The sequence below is a fragment of the Microbacterium sp. zg-B185 genome (assembly GCF_030246885.1).
Classification (GTDB): domain Bacteria; phylum Actinomycetota; class Actinomycetes; order Actinomycetales; family Microbacteriaceae; genus Microbacterium.
The window spans coordinates 246,081-268,316 of sequence record NZ_CP126739.1 but is presented as its reverse complement, the minus strand read 5'-3'; the positions used below and the strand labels follow the sequence as shown (position 1 = coordinate 268,316).

The 22,236-nt window shown below is 66.9% G+C and carries 18 protein-coding genes and 1 pseudogene; 13 read left to right on the top strand and 6 right to left on the bottom strand.

The annotated features are described in order from the left end of the window. Positions 1-2 precede the first annotated feature (2 nt). From QNO12_RS01245 to QNO12_RS01210, 8 genes are read left to right on the top strand one after another with little or no spacing between them, the layout of a single operon-like run. Positions 3-1,502 carry a hypothetical protein gene (locus QNO12_RS01245; protein ID WP_257503997.1) on the top strand — a complete coding sequence of 500 codons (1,500 nt, stop codon included), beginning with the start codon at positions 3-5 and terminating at the stop codon, positions 1,500-1,502. Further along, entirely contained in the window at positions 1,502-2,995 is a 1,494-nt protein-coding gene (locus QNO12_RS01240; RefSeq protein WP_350338520.1) for an SCO6880 family protein, read from the top strand. The genes QNO12_RS01245 and QNO12_RS01240 overlap by 1 nt, the downstream gene beginning before the upstream one ends. Next, complete coding sequence (locus tag QNO12_RS01235; protein WP_257503995.1) at positions 2,995-4,602, top strand: putative type IV secretion/conjugal transfer ATPase; 1,608 nt, start codon at positions 2,995-2,997, stop codon at positions 4,600-4,602. The genes QNO12_RS01240 and QNO12_RS01235 overlap by 1 nt, the downstream gene beginning before the upstream one ends. Further along, positions 4,602-5,900 (top strand): ParA family protein, encoded by a 1,299-nt coding sequence (locus QNO12_RS01230; protein WP_257503994.1) that lies wholly within the window; start codon positions 4,602-4,604, stop codon positions 5,898-5,900. The genes QNO12_RS01235 and QNO12_RS01230 overlap by 1 nt, the downstream gene beginning before the upstream one ends. Before the next feature lie 17 nt (positions 5,901-5,917). Next, positions 5,918-7,729, top strand: a complete 1,812-nt coding sequence (locus tag QNO12_RS01225; RefSeq protein ID WP_257503993.1) for a type IV secretory system conjugative DNA transfer family protein — start codon at positions 5,918-5,920, stop codon at positions 7,727-7,729. Further along, complete coding sequence (locus tag QNO12_RS01220) at positions 7,726-8,118, top strand: hypothetical protein (protein ID WP_257503992.1); 393 nt, start codon at positions 7,726-7,728, stop codon at positions 8,116-8,118. The genes QNO12_RS01225 and QNO12_RS01220 overlap by 4 nt, the downstream gene beginning before the upstream one ends. Further along, entirely contained in the window at positions 8,115-8,591 is a 477-nt protein-coding gene (locus QNO12_RS01215; RefSeq protein WP_257503991.1) for a hypothetical protein, read from the top strand. Before QNO12_RS01220 ends, QNO12_RS01215 begins: the two co-directional genes overlap by 4 nt. Positions 8,592-8,631: 40 nt before the next feature. Next, positions 8,632-9,084, top strand: coding sequence for a single-stranded DNA-binding protein (locus tag QNO12_RS01210; RefSeq protein WP_257503990.1), 453 nt, complete (start codon positions 8,632-8,634; stop codon positions 9,082-9,084). 365 nt (positions 9,085-9,449) lie between these two features. Here QNO12_RS01210 and bsh read toward each other — a convergent pair whose 3' ends face one another. Beyond that, positions 9,450-10,472, bottom strand: a complete 1,023-nt coding sequence (gene bsh, locus QNO12_RS01205) for a choloylglycine hydrolase (protein WP_257503989.1) — start codon at positions 10,470-10,472, stop codon at positions 9,450-9,452. A gap of 256 nt (positions 10,473-10,728) precedes the next feature. Here bsh and QNO12_RS01200 point away from each other — a divergent pair, with 256 nt between their 5' ends. Next, positions 10,729-11,346, top strand: a complete 618-nt coding sequence (locus tag QNO12_RS01200) for a trimeric intracellular cation channel family protein (protein ID WP_257503988.1) — start codon at positions 10,729-10,731, stop codon at positions 11,344-11,346. Here the strand turns inward: QNO12_RS01200 and QNO12_RS16990 are convergent. Then, positions 11,276-11,632 (bottom strand): annotated as a pseudogene (locus QNO12_RS16990) (ANTAR domain-containing protein); the annotation flags it as partial. The gene QNO12_RS01200 and the pseudogene QNO12_RS16990 sit on opposite strands and share 71 nt — an antisense overlap. A gap of 261 nt (positions 11,633-11,893) precedes the next feature. Then, complete coding sequence (locus tag QNO12_RS01195) at positions 11,894-12,154, bottom strand: hypothetical protein (RefSeq protein ID WP_257503987.1); 261 nt, start codon at positions 12,152-12,154, stop codon at positions 11,894-11,896. A gap of 116 nt (positions 12,155-12,270) precedes the next feature. Here QNO12_RS01195 and QNO12_RS01190 point away from each other — a divergent pair, with 116 nt between their 5' ends. Continuing rightward, entirely contained in the window at positions 12,271-12,561 is a 291-nt protein-coding gene (locus QNO12_RS01190; RefSeq protein ID WP_257503985.1) for a hypothetical protein, read from the top strand. A gap of 84 nt (positions 12,562-12,645) precedes the next feature. Here the strand turns inward: QNO12_RS01190 and QNO12_RS01185 are convergent, their stop codons facing one another. Beyond that, a complete protein-coding gene (locus QNO12_RS01185) occupies positions 12,646-15,828 on the bottom strand; it encodes an AAA family ATPase (protein WP_257503983.1) in 3,183 nt (1,060 codons plus the stop codon). Between the two features lie 314 nt (positions 15,829-16,142). Between QNO12_RS01185 and QNO12_RS01180 the strand changes: the two genes are divergently transcribed. Further along, positions 16,143-16,592: a hypothetical protein gene (locus QNO12_RS01180; protein ID WP_257503981.1), complete on the top strand. Its 450-nt coding sequence runs from the start codon at positions 16,143-16,145 to the stop codon at positions 16,590-16,592. Between the two features lie 314 nt (positions 16,593-16,906). Then, a complete protein-coding gene (locus QNO12_RS01175; protein ID WP_257503980.1) occupies positions 16,907-18,568 on the top strand; it encodes a hypothetical protein in 1,662 nt (553 codons plus the stop codon). Between the two features lie 115 nt (positions 18,569-18,683). Here the strand turns inward: QNO12_RS01175 and QNO12_RS01170 are convergent, their stop codons facing one another. Then, on the bottom strand, positions 18,684-19,835 hold the full coding sequence (locus QNO12_RS01170; RefSeq protein ID WP_374761049.1) for an IS30 family transposase: 1,152 nt from the start codon (positions 19,833-19,835) through the stop codon (positions 18,684-18,686). Between the two features lie 452 nt (positions 19,836-20,287). Between QNO12_RS01170 and QNO12_RS01165 the strand changes: the two genes are divergently transcribed. Next, positions 20,288-21,343, top strand: coding sequence for a hypothetical protein (locus QNO12_RS01165; protein ID WP_257503979.1), 1,056 nt, complete (start codon positions 20,288-20,290; stop codon positions 21,341-21,343). A 123-nt stretch (positions 21,344-21,466) separates the two neighbouring features. Here QNO12_RS01165 and QNO12_RS01160 read toward each other — a convergent pair whose 3' ends face one another. Further along, complete coding sequence (locus tag QNO12_RS01160; protein WP_257503978.1) at positions 21,467-22,087, bottom strand: TetR/AcrR family transcriptional regulator; 621 nt, start codon at positions 22,085-22,087, stop codon at positions 21,467-21,469. Positions 22,088-22,236 lie beyond the last annotated feature (149 nt).

Genomic DNA, 22,236 nt, shown 5'->3' with positions numbered 1-22,236 from the left:
CCATGCGCACCCTGCCCGCTCTGATCGCCGGTGCCGTCCTCGGCAGCGCCGTGGCCCTGAGCGCGCTGGCCCCCACGGCAGCCGCCGCCGCGACCCCACCAACCGCATCCACGTTGTCGGGGATGCGGACCGTCCCGGCGGAAGACATCGCGGGCGCGCCCTGGTCGGCGCCGGCCTACCCAGTGGACTGCAAAGTCTCAAGCGGGCAGGTTACGTGCACACCCACCGATCCCGCCGCGGTCGCGGCGCAAAAGTGCTTCATGGACGTCCTCTACCGCGGCGAAGGAACGACGGTCTGCACCACCTTCGAAGAACACACCAAGGCGCTGCAGAACGCCGGCGGCACAGAACTACTGGTGAAGTATGGGTGCAGTCTGGGCGATGTCGTGTGTCTGAGCTTCGAGAACGCCGGCCGGGGAATGGCGCTGTCCGCGACGGGGATGATGTCCGTGGTGGCCGAGAACATGCGCTTTGATACCAGCACTTTGCTGTGGTCAGCGGCGGTCGGGGAGTGGTCGTTCTGGCAGTGGGCGGTCCTGGTGATCACCTTCGCTGCGATGGTGTGGGCGATCGCGGCGGCGGTGGTGACCGGTGACCGTGAGGAACTGGTGGGGGCGCTGGTGCGGTCCTTCATCGCGATCCCCGCGGTGCCGCTGTCGCTATGGCTGACCGGGCACCTGTTGAACGCGATCGATGAGATGACCTGGTACATCACCAACCGAGACGGCCCGCTCGGATTGTTCTCCACGTTGCAGTCGGTGATGTGGGCAGGCGGGCAGGCGAACTACTTCTTCGCATTCCTGATCCACGGGCTGTTGATGGTCGGGATGCTACTGCTCATGCTGGTCTTCGCGTTCCGCAACATCGTGCTGGCTGCCCTGATCGCGGTCGGACCGGTCGCATGGATGCTGTTCCCGCTGCGCGGGCTCGGCCCGCAGTGGGTAGTCCGATACGTCTCGGCCGTGGTCGTGCTGCTTTTGACCGGGCCACTGACGATCGGGTTCGTGATGCTGATCATCAACGGCCTGGCCAATGTGAAGACGATCTGGGATCCGCAATCCTGGCCGCTGCTGGTGGGCCTGGCGCTGGTGGCGTTCGCACCGTTCGCGGTCTTCGGGCTGTTCAGTTTCGTCGGCGCAGTCGCCGCCGACGGGATCGGCTCCCGGCTCGGCGCGCACGGCGGAAGGCTGGCGACCGGCGCGGCCCGCACCGCGGTGCGCATCCCCACCCGACTCGGCGGCCTGCCCGCTGGCATCCGCCCCGGCGGATCCAGCCCGACCACCGGCGGAGGATCACCCGGACCGGCAACCACGCGCACCGCCGCTGCGCCGAGTGGCGCGGCAAGTCCGGCCGGCTCACGCGCCGCTGCCGCCACCCCGTCCCGGTCGACGGGTGCTCAATCTTCGCCGGCGGGGCCTCAGGCTGATGTGCCGCGGTCCCAGCCCACCTCGCCACAGTCAGCGCCTGCTTCGGCGGGCGCGCCGACCCTAGGGAGGCCCTGATGAGTGTCACACCCGATTACGCCCGCCCTGTGCGGTTGCCGCGCCGATCCCGGCAAGGAGTGGTGATGGGGTTGGATCCGTGGCAGCTGGTGTTCCTCACCACCGCGGCGGTGGTGGTGCTGGTCGCGGTGAACCGGTTCGGACCGCTCGGACTGCTGTACACGGCACCGGTGTATTTGGGGTTCGGGGTGACCGCGCTGACCAGCATCCACGGAGTGTCCACCCCGAAGATGGCGGGCTTGTGGCTGATGAAGCAGATCCGCCACACCGCCGGCGCCACAAAGGATGCGTACCGGCCGGAGCGAACCGCACTGGCCGGGACGCTGAACCTGCCGGGCACCCGGGCGTCGGTGCAGCTATGGGATGTCGATCAGGTCGCGGCGATCTACAACCCGCATGACCGGTCCGTGTCGGTGGTCGCGGAGTTGGAGGTGCAGGGGTTTTTGATGCACGACATCGCGGAACGGTTCGACCTGGCCGAGCAGTTCGACCGGGTCCTGGGCCCGCTGACCCAACGCCCCGGGATCAAACGGGTGACGTTGCAGGAACGGACCCTGCCGACCACGATCCGCGCCGCCCGGGAACACTATGACACCGTCCAACGGCTCCGGCACCTGGACCCGCACTCCCCGGTGGCCCGCAACTACCAGGACGTGATGGACCATTCGGAACGATTCGAGGTCGCCCACCGCAACTACATCGTCTTCACGCTGGATCTGGTCGCCCTGGCCGCGCAGCTGAAATCCCTCGGCGGCGGGAAGACCGCGATCCTGACCTTGGCGAGCATCGAGGCGGGGAACCTGTCGGACGCGCTGGGTGCGGCCAAGATCACGGTCCGGCGGTGGCTCGGACCTAGGGATGTGGCGGCTCTGGGCCGGTTGGCGTTTGATCCGGAGTTCGCCGCGACCGTGCAGAACCGTCCGGAAGACCTGGCGGGGGTGGATCCGGTGGCGATTGGGCCGATGTATCTGGAAGAGCCGAAGGGCCGCAACGGGATCGTGATCACCGACTCCGGGGTCCACACCACGATGTGGATCCACGAGTGGCCCCGCACGGACGCACCGGTGGGGTTCCTCTCCCCGGTCGTGTTCGCCCGGCATCCCTCCACCGGGGAGGCGATCACGCACATCTTCTCCATCGTGCTCACCCCGGTCCCGGTCGCCAAAGCACTGAAGCGGATCCGGGAGGAGAAGAAGGTGTGGCGGGGCAACGAGCATTTGCGTGCCAAGCGCGGCGCGGACGGGTCGGCGGCGGACGCGGCGGATTGGACGGCGTTGGAGCAGCAGGAGCAGGAGATCGCCAACGGGCACGGGGAGTTCCGGTACGGCGCCTATCTGACCATCTCCGCACCCGACCAGGAACGTCTGGATGGCGCGATCGCCGGGATGCGTAACGCGCTGTCGCGGGCGGGAATGGAGGCGCAAATCCTGTACTGCCAGCAAGCCGAAGCGCTGATGGTCAACGCTCTGCCGATCGGGTTGGGGATGAAGTGATGACCCGCCACTCGGTCACTTTCACCCCGGCAGACAGCAGCCGCGCCCAACAGCGCGCCCTCCGCCGCGAAGCCGCCCGCGCCGTGCAGGATGACACGCCGGCCCGGTCTACGCGGCGGGATCGTGGCCTTCCGGAGGCGGTGGTGCCGGGGCCGTTCGGGCCGGGACTGATCCGGGGCGGGTACTGGAACCTGGCCAAGGCGGTGATCCCCGCCCATCAGGCCACCTCGCAGCACATCGCTGGGATCTATCCGTTCGTCGCGGACCTGGGGTTGGGGCATCGCGGGCCGGTGGTCGGGGTGGATCTGAACGCCGATGCGCTGTGGCATTTCTCCCCCTGGGAGTCTTACATCGACTCCTCCGAACGGGGCACGTTCAGCACCAACATCCTGGTGTTGGGTGCGTACCGGTCCGGCAAATCCGGGACAATCAAGACCCTCACCACCCGGTCGATCGCGTTCGGCCACCAGGTGGTGGTCCCCTCCGACCCGAAGGGCGAGTGGGTCACCGTGGCCGAGGCGATCCCCGGCGGGCGGGTGATCCGCCTCGGCGGTGGCACCGGCACCCGCCTGAACCCTTTGGATCGCGGCCCGAGGCGCTCCGATGCCTCCGATGAGCAGCACGAGCAGATGGTCAAACAACGCCGCATCGGCACCCTGATCGCGATCATCGAAATGACCCTGCACGGGCGTCTCACCGCGGTCGAGCATGCCGCGATCCTGGACGCGCTGGAGGGTTGCATCGCCCGCACCGGCGACCGCCCCACCCTCCGCGGCGTCTACCAAGAACTGAGCCGGATCGCCGGGGACACTGATGCCGCGTTCGGGGCCGCGGCAGGGGCGATCCAGCCGCGGTTCGTGCTACGCCGGTTCGTGGAAGGGGACCTGTCCGGCCTGTTCGAGGACGAATCGACCGTCCAGTTCGATCAGGACGCCCCGATCGTGGTCACCGACACCAGTGAGCTGTTTGCCCGCGGCGATCTGGCCGCGCAGCTGACCCAGGTGTGCTCCACCGCCTGGATTCAGGCGGTCATCTCCGACCGCGGCGCCCGCCGCACCCGCTACGTGGTCCGCGAAGAAGGCTGGCGGGATATGACCTCGCTGGCGTCCCTGCAGATGTTCCAACAGTGGCTGAAACTGTCCCGCCACTACGGGATCAGCAACATCGTGATCCTGCACAAGATGGGCGATCTGGACGCGGTCGGCGACGCGGACTCGTTGGAACGGTCCCTGGCGTACTCGATCGTCGGTGACATCGAGAACAAGTTCATCTTCCGCGTCAACCACCAAGAACACGCCGCCCTCCGCCAACGCCTCAGCCTGCCCGCGGCACACGTGGAGATGGCCCGGCAGCTGCGCAAAGGCGAGTTCCTCGCCTACGTGGGCCAGTACGCCTACCTGGTGGACTGCTTCGCCACCGCCACTGCCTGGGAATACGACCTGTTCAAGACCGACGATGCCCTCTCCCCCGCCGACCGCGACGAGACCATCCCGCCGGTGCCGGATGCCGGGCAGTTGGCCGCGTACGGGCCGCAGCCGGTGCCGGCCGACTCTGATCTGGCCGGCTGGCTGTCGGCCCAACAAACCCCGATGGAAAGGGAACTGTGATGAGCATCGCCACCCACCCGCGCGTCTACGCCACCGTCACCGGACCGACCGCCACTTTCGTCGCCCCGGATGGACGCCACGAACCGGTCATCCCGGACGGCAACGAAGACATCCGCCAGGCCGTCGTCCGCCGCGCCACCGACGAAGCCCGCCGCACCGGCAGTCCGCTGGAGCTGGTCACCACCGGCGACCGCGGCGACCACCACCTCCTGATCGGCACCGACGGCACACTCGCCCCGATCACCACCGACCCACCCACCCCCGAACCGGAACCGGCACAGGCACGGGTGGTCACCGAGGGGTCGCAGCGTTTACGAGGGGAGGTGAGGGAGAAGGCTCAGCAGCCGCACACGACCCCTGGCACGTCCGGGACGGCTGCTGAGCCGCCACCCCGCCCCTCCTTCATCGGCACCACCACCACCGCACCCGACCCGGGCAGGTGGGCTGCGGTGCTGCGCCGACTGGGCATCCGGGTGCAACCGTCTGCGGCGGCGCGGCGGCGGGCCGATTGCACGGCGCTGGTGTCCCGGCATTGGGCGGGCTGTCGCACCATCGCGGTCGCGAACGGGAAGGGCGGGGTGGGCAAGACGATGACCACCGCGATGCTCGCCGCCGTGTACGCCCGAAACGGGGGCGGGAACGTGCTGGCCTGGGATAACAACGACACCCGCGGCACCCTCGGCTGGCGCACCGAACAGGGCCTGTACGACACCACCATCCGCGACCTGCTGCCCGCCGCCCCGGACCTGCTCGCCCCCACGGCGGGGGTGTCGGATATCACCGCGTTCGTGCATCACCAAAGCAGCGACCGGTACGACGTGCTCCGCTCCAACCCGGAACTGCTGGCCACCGACCAGCGCATCGCCACCGCGCAGTTCGACCTGCTCATGCAGGTCGCCGCCCGCTACTACCGGCTGGTGATCTTCGATTCCGGCAACGACGAATCCGCCGAGCGGTGGCTGCGGATGATCGACTCCTCCGCCCAACTGGTGATCCCCACCCTCGCCGCCCCGGAATCGGCCGAATCCGCCGCACTACTGCTGGACGCCCTGCACGCCCGCGACGAACGCTCCGCCGCACTGGCCGACGGGGCCGTGGTGGTCATCACCCAATCCGAACCATCCGCCCGCGGGACCGTGCAGCGGATCGTGGACGGGTTTGCCGGACGGGTGCGGGCGGTAGAAGTCATTCCCTTCGACCCGGCACTGAAGGCGGGACCGCTGCGGTTTGACACCCTGCGCCCTGCCACCCGGGACGCGTGGCTGAAAGCCGCCGCCTCCACCGCCGGAGCCCTCTAACCCAAGGAGACAGAGCAATGAACGAGGGAGTGCTGGGCAAGGCGTTAGCCGGCCTGATCGGCGCCGCATTCGTCCTGTCGCTGCTGTTCGCCTTCCTCGCCCAGGCGGTCACGTGGGCGATCTGCCAGTCCCGCCCCACCCCCACCAGTCTGTTCTCCGGGCTGTGGCTTGCCGTCACCGGCGACCCCACCGGGTACACCGCCCCGGCGGGGTGCGCGATCCCGGTGCTGCCGATCCGGGTCGCGGACCTCGTCGCGGTGCTCCTGCTCGGTGCGCTGGGGGTCGGGATCGGGGTAGCGGTGCGCCGGTACCGGCAGTCCGACCAGGCCTTCATCGCCGACCTCCGCACCCGCCCCGGGTTCGCGCCCGCCTCCGAGGTCCGAGCACACCTCTCCGCCAAGGCGGTGCTCCGCCGCGCGAGCCAGTTGCGCCCCGACCTTGCGCGGCCGGCCGCGACCGATGTCGGGTGGCGGGTGGGCAGCTCCCGCGGCACCGACGTGTATGTCTCCATCGAAGACTCCGTCGCCCTGGAAGGCCCGCCCCGGTCGGGGAAGGGCTACCGGGTGCTGATCTCGGCGATCGTGGACTGGTCCGGGCCGCTGATCACCACCTCCACCACCAACGACAACCTCACCGCCACCATGCGGATGCGCCAGCAGCGGGGCACCGTGCACGTGTTCGACCCGCAGGGCCTCTCCGGGATCCGGCATCCGATGCGGGTCAACCCGATCGTCGGCTGCGAGGACCCGCTGGTGGCGATGCAACGCGGCACCGCGATCATCACCGGCACCGCCCTAGGCGCATCCACCACCAACGGCGAATGGGCCCAAGCCTCCGGCGTCGTCCTCGGCCGGCTCCTGCACGCCGCCGCCGTCGGCAATCAATCCATCGCGGAGGTGTACAACTGGGGCACCAGCCCCGCCCAAGCCCGCGACGCCGTCGACATCCTCCGCAACGCTGGCGCCCCCGGCTGGGGCGACAACCTTGAGGCGACCATCAGCGGCGACGAGAAACTGGTCTCCTCCATCTGGTTCGGCGTCCAGGGCGCCGTTGCCCCGCTCGCTGTCCCCCAGATCCGGGCCACCCTGATGCCCAACCCTGGGGACGCGGTGTTTGACCCGAACCAGTTCCTGGACGGGGCGAACACCCTGTACCTGCTCGGGTCCTCCTCCGGCGCCGCAGCGATGGGCGGGTGGCTCAGCGCGGTGCTCGATGACATCGTCGAAGTCGCCCGCACCCGGGCGCTCGCCTCCCCCGGCTCCCGCCTGACCCACCCGCTCGGGCTGATCCTGGATGAGATCGTGAACATGTTCCGGTGGGGGAACCTGCCCCGGATCATGGCCGACGGTGGTGGCCGCGGGATCTGCACGTTCGTGGTACTGCAAGCCCTCTCCCAAGCCGAAACGTCCTGGTCCCGCGCCGAGGCCGACACGATCTGGGCTGCCGCGACCGCCAAAGTGCTCCTGGGCGGTGCCAGCCACGTCGATCACCTCCGCGACATCGAAGCACTACTGGGCAGCCGCGACACCCGCCGCTCACAAAAATCCTGGTCCACCCAGCAGGCCGGGCACACCACCAGCGAGCAACACGAACGACGCCCGCTGATGTCGGTGGATGAGATCCGCCGGATGCCGCAAACCCTCGGCCTTTTGGCCTACCGCAACCGCCGCGGGGTGCTGCTGGACCTGTCCGGGTGGGACCAACGCCGCGACGCGCGCACCATCGCGCTGGGCAAACAGCACACCGAACGCGAGCAACGCGATGTGTTCCACACCCACACCCGCCCCACCCTGCCCCACCCCACTGGGGAGGCGGTGAGCGAAGAATGAGCAACCGCCGCCGCCCCGGATTCCTCAACCTGTACCGGGACGGGTTCCTGCACTCCCCCGTCTGGTTCGCCCGCCGCGACCGGTGGTTCCGCGACGAACTCGCCACCGGACGGCCCCTGCAGTGCGCGGCCTGCGGACAACCAGCCGGGAAGACGCAGCTGGAGTTGCATCACCTGGACTACGCCGGGATGGTCATCGACAACGGCCGCTGGCAGGCCGGCGAAGCACACGAGGACCTCGTCCCCATGCACCCGTACTGCCACGAACTGCTGCACCGCCTCATCGACCGCGACACCGTCCTGTCCCGACACCGCACCCGCCGGGCCGCGTCCCACCTCGCCCTGGAACGGCTCCGCCACAAACTCGCCCCACCGCAGGAGTCCCCATGAGCTACCCCGACGACGACGTGGAAGCACAGATCGCCGGCGAGATGACCGCATTCGACCCGACCGCGCGGCACGGCGATTCGACACCGCTCGGCGCGCGCATCGTGAACTGGCGCCACCTGAGCGACGCCGACGCCCGGGCGGTGTGGGAGGAGCTGCGCGGATGGGTGGAGTGGTTCATCCTCCGCTACCGGATCCCGGAATCGACCGTCCCGGCGTGCTGGTGGAAACACGGGCAACTGGTCGAAGAACTCTCCGCCCTGCACACCGCACACACCGCCGCCTTCGACACCAGCGACACCGGCTTCGGGCCGATCGGCTGGCACGAACGGCTCTCCCTCGCCCTGCCCCGGCTCACCCGCGCGTACGCCGGCGGATGCAGCAACGGACACCGCGACATCACCCCCCGCACCACCGGCTCGGCACCCGACGAGCAGGAATGGGACGCGTGGGCCAGCCAGGCCCACGCCCACTGAGCCACCACCCGGCGGCCCAGACAATAGAAAGGAACGGAAGATGACCACCAGGATCCCGGTCACCATCGAGGGCAACCTCACCGGTGACCCCGAACACGGCACCGGAGAATCCGGCAACGAATACGCCCGATTCACCATCGCCGTCAACGACCGACGCCTGAACGAAACCACGAAACGGTGGGAAAACGCCGGCACCGTCTATCACCGCGTCGTCGTGTTCAACCAGCAATCCCGACACGTAGCCGACTCGCTCCGCAAAGGCGACAACGTCCTCGTCTCCGGTGACCTGCGCTTCGGCACCTACACCGACAAGGACACCGGACAGACCCGGGAAACCCGCGACATCATCGCGGACAACGTCGGCGCCTCACTGAAATTCGTCAGCGTCGACCTGGACCGCAGCCCAAAAGCTAACGGCCCCGCAGCAGACCCAACCGCTACGGGGCCAACAGCAGCACCGGCCTCGTACGCCGGCACCGGAATGTCACGCTGACCTGAACCAACAGGGGCGGGGCGAGAGTCACTGTACTCCCGCCCCGCCCCCGCGCGCACGGGCCAGTTCGTCATAGCCGGACGACCAGAGTGGCGTACGCCGAGGTCGGGCTCCGGCTGCGCGATAGGGCCACGACAGCTGTCGGGGGTCAGATTTGATCTCGGGCCGTCTGACGCGTGCCATCGGCACGGTACCTGACCTGCCGGAAGGCGCGCCCGTCGACGAGGTCGCCGACGCACTCATCGGCGCCGTTATCCTGCGGGCGCTGAGTCGCAGCACCATGGGCGCTCCAGATGTGGATCGGCTCCTGGACGCCGTGCTTGGTCGCTGACCTGCGTTCGATGCGTCCTACCCCGCGGCGTGTTCTATCCTGCGGCGACGCTCGCTGCCACCGCGGACGCCGGCTCGGCGTGCGAGTTCTCCAGGTGGATCTGCTGGCCCTTGATCAGCGGGTAGTCGGTGAGGGTGTTTCCGTCGAGGTCCTCGTTGTGCATGTCCACGCCGGTCACCTGACTGTTCTCGTAGGTCGTGTAGTAGTAGATCCCCTTGTCGGTGTTGCAGCACGAGGAGTAGATGGTGATCTCGAATTTGCCCGGCGAGACCTCAACACACCCGCGCTGCTGTGCCACGGACCCCAGGATCTGCAGGAACTGACTGACCGATTCCGACTCGGACTCCCCCGATATCGAGTTCATCTTCGTGAAGGCGGCCTTGACGAAACGCGATGCGGACGACAGGTCCCCGGGAAGGCCGATCGCACCCATCCCCCGGCTGTACACGTCGAACTCGAGTTGGTCGGAGAAGTGCTTCTCGGGCGGGTTCTTGGACAGGTGCATGTAGTTGTTCAGGTTGAACAGCTGGATATCGAACGTCGGGTTGTTGGTCAGCACCCCCACGGGGTTGTCGTACACCTTCAGGCCATCCTTCACACACTCCACCGTGATGGAAGAGGTGCGGTCGGAGATGATCCAGTGCAGCGGCGAGAGCGGGAAGGTCTCGCTGAACGAGATGTTCACCAGGCTCATCGTCTCCAGGGCTGCCTTGACCTCATCGACGGTCTCGAACTGGCCCAGGATCCACGGGATGAACTCGAACGGCGTGATGTTGGTCTTGTCCGGCGCTTCGGGCTTGTAGTCGGCGTTCTCCGGGAAGTTCAGCCCCGCCATGCTGAGGCCCTTCTCGTTGGTCGCGTCGTAGTACAGCGGGTATCCGTCCGCGATGGTCGCCATTCCAATGATCGCGTGGTGCGTGGGAAGCGGAGCCGATTTGCGGAATTCGAACGGGAAGTTCCGCGGCGTGACGGTCACCGTCTCGTTGTACGAGAACTCCAGATCCAGGTTGCGACCGAAGTAGTGGTCCCGCGTCGTGTAGTTCGCCCCTGTGCACATGTGACCTCCGATGTGAGCTCGTTCGTCCCGCGCGGTGCGGCCACCCTACGTCCGCCCGAACCGCCCTGCTACGGCCGAACGACCCGCGACCACGCCACGCCGGCGAGCGCGATCCCGATGCAGGAGCGCAGGCCCGCCCCGCCCTTCGCGCGCCACTTCCGCGGTGCGATCCCGCGGGGACGTATGGCTCTGGCCCGCACCCATGCCCGGACCTACGCTCGCCACGGCTGCAGGAGCCGCCTTGAGGAGAGACCGCATGGACACGTTGCTCGATTTTCTCGGCACATTCTTCTTCGCAGTATCGGGTTCCCTCCTCGCTGCACACAGGGGATTCGACATCGTGGGATCAGTTCTCTTGGGTTTCCTGACAGGGCTCGGCGGCGGCGTAATCCGTGACCTCATACTGGGAGTCACCCCCACCGCCTTCTCGCAACCGATCTACTTGCTTGCACCCCTCGCCGCGGCAGGGCTGGTCTTCTTCCTCTACGCCGCCGTCGAACGCTTACCGCGCACCCTGCTCGTCTTCGATGCAGCCGGACTTGGGCTGTTCTGCACAACCGGGGCGACGAAGGCGCTGGACCTGGGTATGAATCCGGTCGCCGCGGCGCTCCTTGGGGTAACAACCGGGGTCGGTGGCGGCCTCCTGCGTGACGTCGTCGCTAACCGGGATCCCCAACTGTTCGACCCGAACGACCTGTATGCGATCCCCGCGATGCTAGGTGCCGCCATCATCACAGCAGCGTGGTTGGTGGGCTGGCGCCACCCGGTGACTCAACTCGCGGTCGGCGTGCTCGTATTCGCATTCAGGCTCGCGTCGCTCCGCTTCCGCTGGCGTGCACCGCGGGCGGTAGCCCGCCGGCGGCATCGCACCTAGCCGAAATCGACGAATTCGCGATCAAGAACCTCGTCCTGGCCGGCACTGTGCTGCCCGGAACGCCGTGTCGCCCGCGCACGGTACACCCTGACCCGTTGCCCAGATGTGTGCAGGCCCGGTTAGATCTGCAGCCGGGGGTGCGGACCTGTTCGGCGACGTCGCGGATCTTTGTGCGGGTCCGGCGCGCGTGGTCGCGGGGGATCGTGAACGCGTCATCGATGGGGACGTTGCGTTGGTAGGCGACGGCACCCTTGGCTTGCTCGATCAGCACCCGGCTGTCCAGGGCGTGCTGTAGTTGCCCGGCCCGGTCGGCGTGGGCTTTGCAGGGTTCGGCGTTGCACGATCCCGATGGTGGCGAACTCGGCCAGTGGGTGCGTCCGACTCCTCGTCCGACGAATGCGTTTCCCCCGGATACAGGCGATGTGTCGTGCGCGCCGCACGGGAGGCCCCCCGTTCGTCGTCAGTCCCGCAGGTGCTGCTCTAACCGCAAGGGGCCAGGGCTGGGCGGCACAGCCCTCAGCCGGAGTCGCGCAGAACAGTGCGCGAGTCAGGTATAGGCGTGGTGCACGTGCCAGCCGTTCTCGGCGCGGTACACGTCGAAAACGAGACTCTCACCGTCCTCGTTTGTACCCTGGAATCGCCACCCGTAGAGACCGCCGCCGTGTGGGACCGGGGAAGTCCAGATCGACTCGCGCAGCCGGGTGGGAGTGTCACTGACGCGCCACCGCCGACCGGCGTAGAACATGCGAGTGGGTACCTCGTCCACCATCCACAGCGTCACCTGGCGTTCGACTGTCACCTCACCCATGGGACACAAGAATAGAACATGTATTCGAGATGATCTAGTGTTGCCTGCGGGACCGGGTGAAGGGATGTCCGGGTGTGGGAACGAACAAGCGGTATAGCGCGGGCTATGACCGGCTGATGGACGACCGGATCCTGGAACGCGTCTCGTCGCAGCATCCCCTCCAGACCCTCACCGCTCAGGAGCTGCGGAAGGATGCCCTGCCGGTCACCCGCGATCCGCAGCCCAAGCCGTGCAAAGCGTGGGTGCGGTTCGGCCCGCACGCCGTGGAGGTTGATGCGGTCGTGGTGGTGTGGAACGACCTGGCCTGCGGCATCCAATTCACCGTTGGCGCGACGCAGCTCCGCTGCTGGGTGTGGGCCAATGCGGTCACGCCGATGAGCACCACCACCAGAACCAGTGGCGGTTGAGAGAACTCCGCCCGAGCCGCCGCGCGGTCGACCACAGGGGTTTCCACACCGCGTGACGGTGGAAGGCTTACGGCAGGGTGATTCCTATCGTCGCCGCGGCCCGTCGGGACCGCGGGTCACCGTGACCGCGGTCGCCATTTGCGCCACGCTCTGCCGGGCTCGGTCTTCGACGGCACGCGTCTGAGGGTCGAGCACTGTGCGTGCGGCGCGCTCGGCTTCCAGCTCATCGGTGAGCTGCGTGAACTGGCGGTACTCTCGGGCAAGTTGCGCCTGGTCCTGCAGGCGCGCGGTGTAGCGCTCGGCCAGTTGGTTCCGGCGGCCGTTCGCGGCCTCTGCCGACGTGGCGGCATCGATTACCCGACCATGAGTGGCGGCGGATTGGGTGTCGATGCGTGCGTCCAGCTCCAGCATTGTGCGGGCGGCCGTGTGCATCCAGTCGTTGACCCGCTCCAGCCGCTCCCGCATCTCCCGCTCCCGCGCGCGTTGCTGTGCGGCGACGCGTTCGATCTCGACCACGTGTCCCCATGGCCGGCGGGTCCGGTCCTTCCACGCCGCCGGCGCCGCGTGGGTGTCGGTGTCTGGGGTGCGGGCGGCGCGGTGCAGTTCGGTGCGTGCGGCGCGGATGGAGTCATCGATGCTGACTTCGGGGATGCCGCGGAGCATGCTCTCGGCGATCGTGTCCCTGGCCGCGGCGTCGGTGCCGGCGATTGCGATCGCTTCGTTGTGCGCACGCCCTCGGGTCATGCCGACGTAGAGCCCGGAGGCGTCCACACCCGGCCCGACGATGGAGGCGTCGGTGGTCTCCCCCTGGATGCCGTGCACGGTGGAGGCGTAGGCCAAATGCACGTGCTCGGCCGCATACTCGTGAGACACCCTGCGAACCTCTGCGCTGTCAGCCACGCTGGCCAGCTCTAGCCCGTCCGCGGTGATGCGCCGCAGGATCCAGAGCGCGCGGTTGTCCACGTTCGCGTGCCGGTCGTTACGTCTCGTCTGCACGGTGTCACCCTCCAGGAGCCGTTGCTCTCCCTGCCCGAGCGCGATCCGGGTGGTCCGGAGTTGCCCCTGGTCGATGCGGCGCTGCTGGATGGCTTCGTTGATCCCGTCCGCTTCCTCGTTGGTGCCGGTCACCAACGCAACCCGACGATGGCCGGTGGCGAACCGGAAGTACGCCTCCACCATCACGTCCCGGGCCTGGACCTGGTCGCTCACCCGGTGGATCAGCCCGCGCCGGTCCAGCTCCGCCGCCACGGTCAGGGCTTCTTCCTTGGATGCCGGTTCCCGCATCCGCAGAGTCAGGGCCGCGTACTCCGGGTCGTGGAAGCGGTGCACCGCGGTCAGTTCGATGACCGCCGTGCTGCGCCGGGTCATACAGGCCATCGCCCCGGCGTGACCAACCGGCATCGCCTGCAGATGGTCCCCCACCATCGCGATCCCGGTACCCGTCTCGGCGGCGACCGCCGCCAGCGCGTTCGCGGTGTGCAGATCAACCATCCCTGCCTCATCGACCACGATCCGATCCCCGCTACGCAGGGGGAAGCGTCGCGGACCCTCGAACACGACCCCCGAGCCCGGGTCGACATCCCCGGGGCGCAGTCGGGTCCAGACCTCCGCGCCAGCGGCGTCCCGAGCCCATCTCCAGCCGTAGTCGGCAAGCAGCGCGTGCAGGCTCGATGCGGTCGTTCCGATCTCCCGCCCTGCCACCGAGGCCGCCTTCTTGGTCGGTGCGACCACCACCATCAGATGCCCACGCTGGGCCAGTGCGATCTTGGCCACCCGCAGCATCGTGGTCTTTCCCGCCCCGGCCGGCCCGGTCACCGACACCAGCCGGTCGGTGCCGGCGATCGCACCGGCCGCCGCGAGCTGCCGTTCGTCCAGCCCGACCCCGACCGGGAGCACATTGCCAGCGGTGGCGGCGATCTCCTCGGCGTCGACCGTCACGCCCTGCCGGGTCAGCGCGTCGAAGCGGGCGCCCAGTTCCACCTTGCTGGCCGCCGTGCCGGCGGCCATGAACCCTTTGATGTGGTCGGGCCGGTCGGGCGCGTCGGGCAACAGGTCCACGGTGTGGGTCAGCGCCCGCGCCTCGATCAGATCCAGAGTCCCTTGGAGGTCCTCTCGTGCTTGGACGACACCGGATGCGGCCAGCGCACGGGTCGCGCCGGCGCGGATGTCGAACCGGCTGAACCGTCCCCCGCAGGCCGCGGATCGTGTATCCGCTTCCACGATCGCCCGCGCCGCCAGCAGCTCCACATCAAGCTCCGCCAGCGATGCGGCCGCAGGTCGAACCTCGCCCCGGTGGCCAAGAAGCTCGGGATCGATCGCACCGAGTTCTTCGCGCACCATGGATTCCCAATCGTGCTCGCGAAGGTCGCCGGGCTTGTTCGGGCGGCCTTTTGCCCACGCCATCCGATCGATCTGCTGCAGCACGGTCGGGGTGGGCTCCTGAGCGAGGTGCTCCTCCTGCCACCGAGCCAGCAGAACGGCCCGGTTGCGTTCGATCTGATTCGACCGCCGCGACAGCGGCCGCACGGCGTGCGCGAGTTCGGCGATCTCGCCATCGGCATCCAAGGTGAAGCCGTGCCGGGCGAGGGCTGCGATCCAGGTCGGGTCGGTCCGGGCGGCCAGCTCGCCCTCGGCATTGATGACCGTGTGCAGCTTCATCGCCACCCGCGAGTCCACGTTCGACCAGCGGCCGTCCTGCCCGCGCACCTTTACGCTCAACCACAGGTGCCGGTGAATGTGCGGATCCAGCGCACGGGAGCGGCGATGATGCAGCTCCACCACCTCCACCCGATCCAGCGCCTCCCGGACACGCCCGCCCGCACCGCGCCGCGCGTTCAGCTCGCGCTGCCAGATCAGCACGACCCGGTCCCGGAGCCGGTCCTGCAGCTGTTCGAACTCTCGCGCCAGATCCGGATCGAGCAACGCCGCGATGCTGTACGACTTGGGTGCGTTGATCGTTCCGTCAAGAATCAGATCCGCGTCCGGAGAGCTCAGATCCCGCCCGCGCCGCTCCCCCGTGTCCGGGTCATAGCCATCCACCCATCGCCGCAACTCCGCCGGACCAAGAAGATCCGCGCTGATGACTCCAGCCTCGACGGTGAACCGCGAGACGCCCGCCGCCGCTACATCGCTGTAGTCGGCGAGCGCATTCACGCCGGAGGTGGTCCGGATGTGCGAGTCACACGAGCCGTCGAAGGCGTAGGCCAGCGCCTGTCGGACACCCTGCGATCCGACACCCCTCTTCCACCGCTCGAGGCCTCCGCGCACGACCCCAGAGTACTCTCACTTGCCTAACTCGTGGAGGGTTCCACAAAAAGTGCCTGCGTGCATTGCTGTTCTTCTTGGGCCTCTGTCGTTGTGGGAGACGAGCTTCACCGAGGTAGCCTCGTGCGTTTGCGGCGCCTTCATCGAGCAGTTAGCTGGGCGGGGTATCTGCATCGGAGCACGTCAGGATCGCTGTATTCGGGAGCGGCTGAACGCCGGCGAACGACTCACTCGTTCGAAGACCGGTGAAGGCGCCGCAAGTGATGCGGTGCCGGCAGTTGTGGAGGAGATGCGCAACTGTCCGGCAAGCTGGGGCGGTGGACGATCTCGCGGATGCCCTGCTGCGTGGTCCGCGCGGTCGTCGGATGTGCCTGGAGTACGCCGCCCGCACCGACGAGACGGTGCACACTGCGTTGTTCTGGCTCGGCCACGAGCTCGATCCGAACCCCGGCACGCTCTTCCGTCTCATTGGGGATACTTCCGACCCGGAACCTGATCCGACGTTCAGCGCCGATGACCTCGCGGCGCGCATCGACGATGTCGACCTGACTCATATCCGCGGAGACATTCTGAGGGAGGCGCTGCAGGTGTCGGTCGATCTCGCGCGCTACTGGCAGGAGCCCGACGGCGTGGATACCGCTGCAAGACGACTGGCGCTGGAGTACGTCCGAACTCCTATCGGCCCGCTGAGCGACCGATGTCGTTCGCCTGTCGTAGTCTGCGAGCAGGAGTGGGACGGTGGGCATTGGGACTTGACGGGCAGTTGAGCTTCAGCACGATCCGTTGCGCAGGATGCGGTGGACAACGGGTGCTGGCGCTTTCCTGCGCCGATTGCGGCAAGGCCCCACGAGTCGGCGAGGTAAACCCTCACGTGGTGCGTCGTCGACAGCTCGCATCACAGGTATCTTCGGCGGTGTTGAGCGCTGGTGACTCTGACCCAACTCTTGTCCCCGAGCGACTAAGCAACGAGTTCAGTTCACTGGTGAGCCGATTCTTGTCGGGGCTGCGATCGTTGCTAAGCGGATCGAACCCAGATCAAGCCGTGGGCGAGTTGGCAGCGACAGTCCGCAGAATCGATCAATTGGTCGTGCTGCTGCGCGGTTTAGCCAAGCTCCGACCTACTGGAGAGCCGCGCGCGTACTTGAGCGTGGCCACGCAGTTAGTCAGACTGTGGCCGATCTACCTCGAAGCGATGACGACGGCGGACCCCGCGAAGGCTCAGGAGCTCGCCCGGCGAGGGCAATCAGTTCTCGATGGGTCAACTGAGCAACTCGGAATCCTGCGCACAGTCTCAGAGGCGGCAGCCGTTCTGTCGAATATTCGGGTCGAACCGGCAATTGCTGAGCGCGCTTTCAAAGCCCTGAGCATCCTCCACCCTGGTATGGACCTCCCAGGATTGATAGCGATCGGCACAGAACGCGGGAGGGCGCTCAGCGGCGGTCACGTCGCGACCGGATCCGCTGTCGACCTATTGATTGTTGATCTTGTTGGAAAGGCCTACCTGGATCCCGACGCCCTCGGCTCGAAGCTGCGCGAGCTTTCGCAATTAGGACGACACGAGCTGAAAGTCCGCCAAGTGGCACGGCTGACCGGCGCGGTGGACGACTTGGGAGTTGCGCGACGTGACGTGTTCGAGTGTCTGCTGCATTTCGAGCGAATCGTCGGGGAGGAGTCCGACCCGACCGTCATCTTCCGTCGGTTGTCGAAGACTGTTGGCGAGCTCTATGAGGCAGCACTCCCGCTTCTCGTCTGGAGCCGGCTTCTCAGCGTCGAAATCGAAGGCATCGAGCACTATCAGCGGCTCATCAAGAAAGACGCCACCCACCACGTGGAGCGCCTCGCAGCCGCGATGCCGACGACGTTTGTGGACGCACCCTCCTTCCTTCGGCATTCTGCCCATCACGGCCGGTGCATCAATATCGACCCAGCTGCTGAGACGATCAGCATCGATCTGCGATCCTTCAGCGCCACGTTCAGTGCACCCGAATACATCGACAAGGCGTACGCGTTCCTTGAATCTGTCCTCGCGCTCAACTGGACCATCAGCAACGCCCTCGAACGCTGCGGAGTCGACGTGCCGCTGCCTCCGGGCGCGGCTGCACACATGGGATTGACCCAAGAGAAACTCGCCGCCTTTTGGCTCCACAGGTCCAAAGGGATTGAGGTTATTGAATCCGTCCGGCGCAACGGGCATTGGCGGATCGAGGCAACGTTTGGGGAGCAGGACATTCTTGTGGCTGCGCTCGGATTCGCAACTCTCGCGGACCCCGCTTGTGACTCCGTTACCGTCGTCACGGCCGGATCATCCACTCCTCCAATTACCCTCGCGCTTTCTGACTATCAGGATTACGCCGAACGCTCGACGAACGCCACCAGCGAAGACTCGGTGCTCGGCCTCATCGAGCTGCTGCACCGAATGACACAGTCCAATACGTGCCTACTCAGAGAAGATGATCTCGAGTTCGCTGTCGTATACCTCGCGTTCGCAGTCACAAGCGGAGACCTTGCTCAAGTTCCGCGCCTCCGCCGCCTGCGCCAGATCGCGCTCCAGCATGACTACACCCCACTCGGAGACCTCGCCGTCAGGGCACTAGCCACGATTCGTTCTGGCGACGACTCGGAGCTAAAGCGCGAGCTGGCCGGCCGCACTCAATCCTTCGCGGCTCCGAGTCTCCCATCAGCCGCGTCAGTCGAGATTCGTTTGAGGGACCGATCCCCGTTCGCCAGCCGAGGCTGCGACTAGGCCGACCGCCCAGACCTGCGCGCGGATGGGAATGGCCAATTGACGGCCGCTCATCGAGACGATTGTCACCAATCTCGTCTCCTGCGCCCGGTAAGGGATCGGCGGATTCTGGCGGTCATTGCAACAGGACATTCCCGATGACTTCGATCGGGGTTTGGAACTCTAGTCGTTTGCGGGGTCGGTCGTTCAGTTCCGCGGCGACGGCGTCGAGGTGTTCCTCGCTGAACCCGGCCAGCTCGGTGCCTTTCGGGAAGTATTGGCGCAGCAGCCCATTCGTGTTTTCGTTGATGCCGCGTTGCCACGGCGACTTCGGGTCGCAGAAGAAGATCTCGATCCCGGTGTCGATGCGGACTTTCTCCCAGTCCCGCATCTCGGGTCCCTGATCCCAGGTCAACGCGACCCGCAGCTGCTCAGGAAGCTGCTGGATCTTCCGGGTCAACGCCGATGCGACCTGCTCCGGCTTGTATCCATCGGGTAGGGCCACCAGCATCGTGTAGTTGCTGGAGCGTTCGACGAGCGTGCCGATCGCTGACAGGTTGCCTTTCCCGATGATCAGATCACCCTCCCAGCTGCCCGGCACGGCCCGGTCGCTAGCCTGCGCGGGACGCTCGGAGATGTTGATCATGTTCGGGATCCGGTTCTTACGCTGCCAGGTCTTGCGCGACGGGCTCCGCAAAGCCCTCCCGGTCCGGAGATGCCTGGTCAGCTCTTGCTTGAGCGCGCCCCGAGACTGCACGTAGAGAGACTGGTAGATCGTCTCGGGCGACACCCGCATCTCCTCCCGGCCGGGGAACTCCCGTTTCAGGCGCCCCGAGATCTGCTCGGGCGAGTACTTCTTGCGAAGGTCCCGCTCCACCTTCGCACGCAGCTCGAGGTTCACATGGAGCTTGGCTGGCTTCGGCCGCGACGCACGCTCATACGCCAGGACATGCGCGGTCCTCGCACGATACGCCGACCCACGGGCGGTGTTCCTGGACAGCTCCCTCGACACTGTCGATGCCGCTCTCCCGATCGCCGCCGCGATCTGCCGCAATGAGTTCCCCGGCGCCCGCAGGACCGCGATCTCTTCCCGGTCGGCGAACGTCAAACACCGCCCCTTGAGATCACGGCCGCGGCGTGGTCTGACACCGCCGGCAGCGACCAGAATCCGCGCCCCGGTCCTGCGATCGACGCCGAGCGGGAGCACCGCGTCGGTCAGAGAATCACCCGCCTGCATCCCCACCCAGAACACCTGGAGCAAGTCAGGCCGAATACGAAGTGAATACATCGCCACAGCACACCATCTCTCGAGGTGTTGCAACCACCGCATTAACCCAAGGATCGCGGTGCGGGCACCGCCGAGGCGACGCGCACCCCCCGCGCCGCGCAGGAGGGATTCGGCCAGCCGTTGGCACGCATATGCCTCCTCCCAGGGGAGCTGTGCTTCCGCTGCCAAGCCCGCGGAACCCGCGGTGACGCCGTATCTCGCTCCATCGCCGAGCGGACAGCGTGGTTGTCGCCCTCCGCGAGCGCGGCGATGCCGGGGTCGAGCCGATCTGTACCCGGGTTGTCGCGATTGTTAAGCGGCGTTTCCTCGCGCTTGCCGACGGTGCTCGGGGCTGAGAGTGTGGGCTCGTTCGCAGGCAGACGCGAAGCCTCGCGCCCGATCGAGGGCACTGGCTGCGACTTCCCCTGATGAGCGGAAGTCGAGACCTCCGCGTGATCGAAAGCGAATGATCAATGACACAGCCACAAGGCGCCCTTCTGGTGGGCAGCGTCAACTACGACGACGCCGAGACCACTATCCGCACCGCTGCCGAGGTTCTCGGCCCGCAGCTCAAGCGCATTCCCGATGGCGAGGTCGGCAAGCGTTACCACTGGATCATGTTCCAAGGCGACGTGCTCGGCCAGGCCGAGGGCATCGAACGCGTCGGCGACGAGCCGATCTGGCTCGGCCCAGTAGACGCGCGATTCGTCCGGGTGTCGGACGGAATCGACCCCGCCTCAATCGCGTTGCCGCCCCTGGGTTACGCGTCAGCGGCGCGGGAATCGTACGCGATCTTCCGCCGCCTGCGAGATGAGGGCGTCGTAGCCGAGGGCGTGCGCTTCCAGGTGTCGGTGCCGACGCCTGCGGCGGTCGTGGGATGCTTCTTCCCCGCCGACCAGAGGGCCGCGATTGAACCCGTGTACCGGGACGCGCTGTATCGGGAGATTGAAGAGATCGTCGACGCGATCCCTCATAAAGACCTGGCGATCCAGTGGGATGTCGCTGTGGAGTTCCAGATCATCGAATCCAAGGGCTACGGCCCAGACTTCGGAGGCGCGGTCACCGCGTGGTGGGCGGACGTATGGGCGGGCCTGGTTGCTCGAGCCGGGGAACAGGCAGCCATCATCCCCGAAGATATCGAGCTCGGATTTCACTTCTGCTATGGCGACGCCAACGAGCAGCACTTCGCCCAGCCGGCGGATGCCGCGAACCTCGTCCGCTTCGCGAACGCCGTGGTCTCGGCATCCCCACGTCGTATCGACTGGCTGCACCTGCCCGTCCCGATCGAGCGAGACGACGCTGAGTACTTCGCCCCGCTCGCATCGCTCGAACTGCCCGAGGAAACCGAGCTCTACCTCGGTCTCGTGCACCGCGAGGATGGCACGGCCGGCGCACAGCGGCGCGCGGCCGCAGCGTACGAGTTCGTCGAGCGATTCGGTGTCGGCACAGAGTGCGGCATCGGACGCGCTCCTGCGGGCACGACCGAGGGCATCCTGCTCACACACGCCGAAGTCGCCAAACCCTGGTAGCCCCCCGAACCGGTCTGCGCGCCGCCCCACCGTGTCCAGCTGAGCAGGCTCAGCCAAACCGCGCCAGTAACGACAAGGGGACCTGCATTTCCTCGTTGCTGCAGCTCGACGACCGCGATACCGTTAGACCCCGATCGGGTGCGCGGTGCGCCATGCGTTCGAGAATCCTTCTTGTACGGGGGTCGTCGACTCGGCAAGGATGTCGCTGAGTCGGCGACCTCGTGAGTTGCCGAAGTTGATCGCCGCTGCGCTGATTGCGCCGTTCAGCGCGTGAGCGTACGACTGAGCGAGGAGGTCGTCGTCGCTCAGCCCCAATCGTCGTGCTATGTATCGCCCGACCAGGACGGCGCGTCGGGCTGGCCAGGTTGCCGACTCCAGTGCGAGAGTCGGCGAACTCGCTATGAGAGCACCGTAGGATCGGGTCGGCTCCGCCGCTACCGGCCCGACATCGGAAGCCACGCCCACGACCGCTCGGGTTGCGATCTCGAACGGGTCGCCATCGTCGGCCGTTGCCAGATCCGTCTCGAGCGCCGCCAGCTGATGCTCCTGGCAGTTCCAAATGGTCTCCGCTTTGGACGAGAAGTAGTTGAAAAATGTGGACCGGCTGATCCCGGCCGCGGTTGCGATCTGTTCGACCGTGGTGCTGGCGAATCCATGTGTGCTGAACAGCCGTAGGGCGGTCGCAGAGATCGCTGATCGTGTGCTCGCTCGAGGGCGGCCTGGCAGCGTCGGTTGGTCATGCATTGAGTCCACACTCCTTCCCCGATTGTTGGACTTGGTCTTGCGCGCGTCCATCTATCTGACACACGCGGTCACTTTCGAGCGGCGCATTCCGTCGCGCATTTACTCTCACAGAGCCGGATCTGCGCCACTCGTGGCGGTGAACCGCGGTC

Bases quoted from the DNA above. Each gene is read 5' to 3' on its own strand.
- QNO12_RS01245 (WP_257503997.1), top strand. From the start codon at position 3: ATGCGCACCCTGCCCGCTCTGATCGCCGGTGCCGTCCTCGGCAGCGCC.
- QNO12_RS01240 (WP_350338520.1), top strand. From the start codon at position 1,502: ATGAGTGTCACACCCGATTACGCCCGCCCTGTGCGGTTGCCGCGCCGA.
- QNO12_RS01235 (WP_257503995.1), top strand. From the start codon at position 2,995: ATGACCCGCCACTCGGTCACTTTCACCCCGGCAGACAGCAGCCGCGCC.
- QNO12_RS01230 (WP_257503994.1), top strand. From the start codon at position 4,602: ATGAGCATCGCCACCCACCCGCGCGTCTACGCCACCGTCACCGGACCG.
- QNO12_RS01225 (WP_257503993.1), top strand. From the start codon at position 5,918: ATGAACGAGGGAGTGCTGGGCAAGGCGTTAGCCGGCCTGATCGGCGCC.
- QNO12_RS01220 (WP_257503992.1), top strand. From the start codon at position 7,726: ATGAGCAACCGCCGCCGCCCCGGATTCCTCAACCTGTACCGGGACGGG.
- QNO12_RS01215 (WP_257503991.1), top strand. From the start codon at position 8,115: ATGAGCTACCCCGACGACGACGTGGAAGCACAGATCGCCGGCGAGATG.
- QNO12_RS01210 (WP_257503990.1), top strand. From the start codon at position 8,632: ATGACCACCAGGATCCCGGTCACCATCGAGGGCAACCTCACCGGTGAC.
- bsh (WP_257503989.1), bottom strand. From the start codon at position 10,472: ATGTGCACAGGGGCGAACTACACGACGCGGGACCACTACTTCGGTCGC.
- QNO12_RS01200 (WP_257503988.1), top strand. From the start codon at position 10,729: ATGGACACGTTGCTCGATTTTCTCGGCACATTCTTCTTCGCAGTATCG.
- QNO12_RS01195 (WP_257503987.1), bottom strand. From the start codon at position 12,154: ATGGGTGAGGTGACAGTCGAACGCCAGGTGACGCTGTGGATGGTGGAC.
- QNO12_RS01190 (WP_257503985.1), top strand. From the start codon at position 12,271: ATGGACGACCGGATCCTGGAACGCGTCTCGTCGCAGCATCCCCTCCAG.
- QNO12_RS01170 (WP_374761049.1), bottom strand. From the start codon at position 19,835: ATGTATTCACTTCGTATTCGGCCTGACTTGCTCCAGGTGTTCTGGGTG.
- QNO12_RS01165 (WP_257503979.1), top strand. From the start codon at position 20,288: ATGACACAGCCACAAGGCGCCCTTCTGGTGGGCAGCGTCAACTACGAC.
- QNO12_RS01160 (WP_257503978.1), bottom strand. From the start codon at position 22,087: ATGCATGACCAACCGACGCTGCCAGGCCGCCCTCGAGCGAGCACACGA.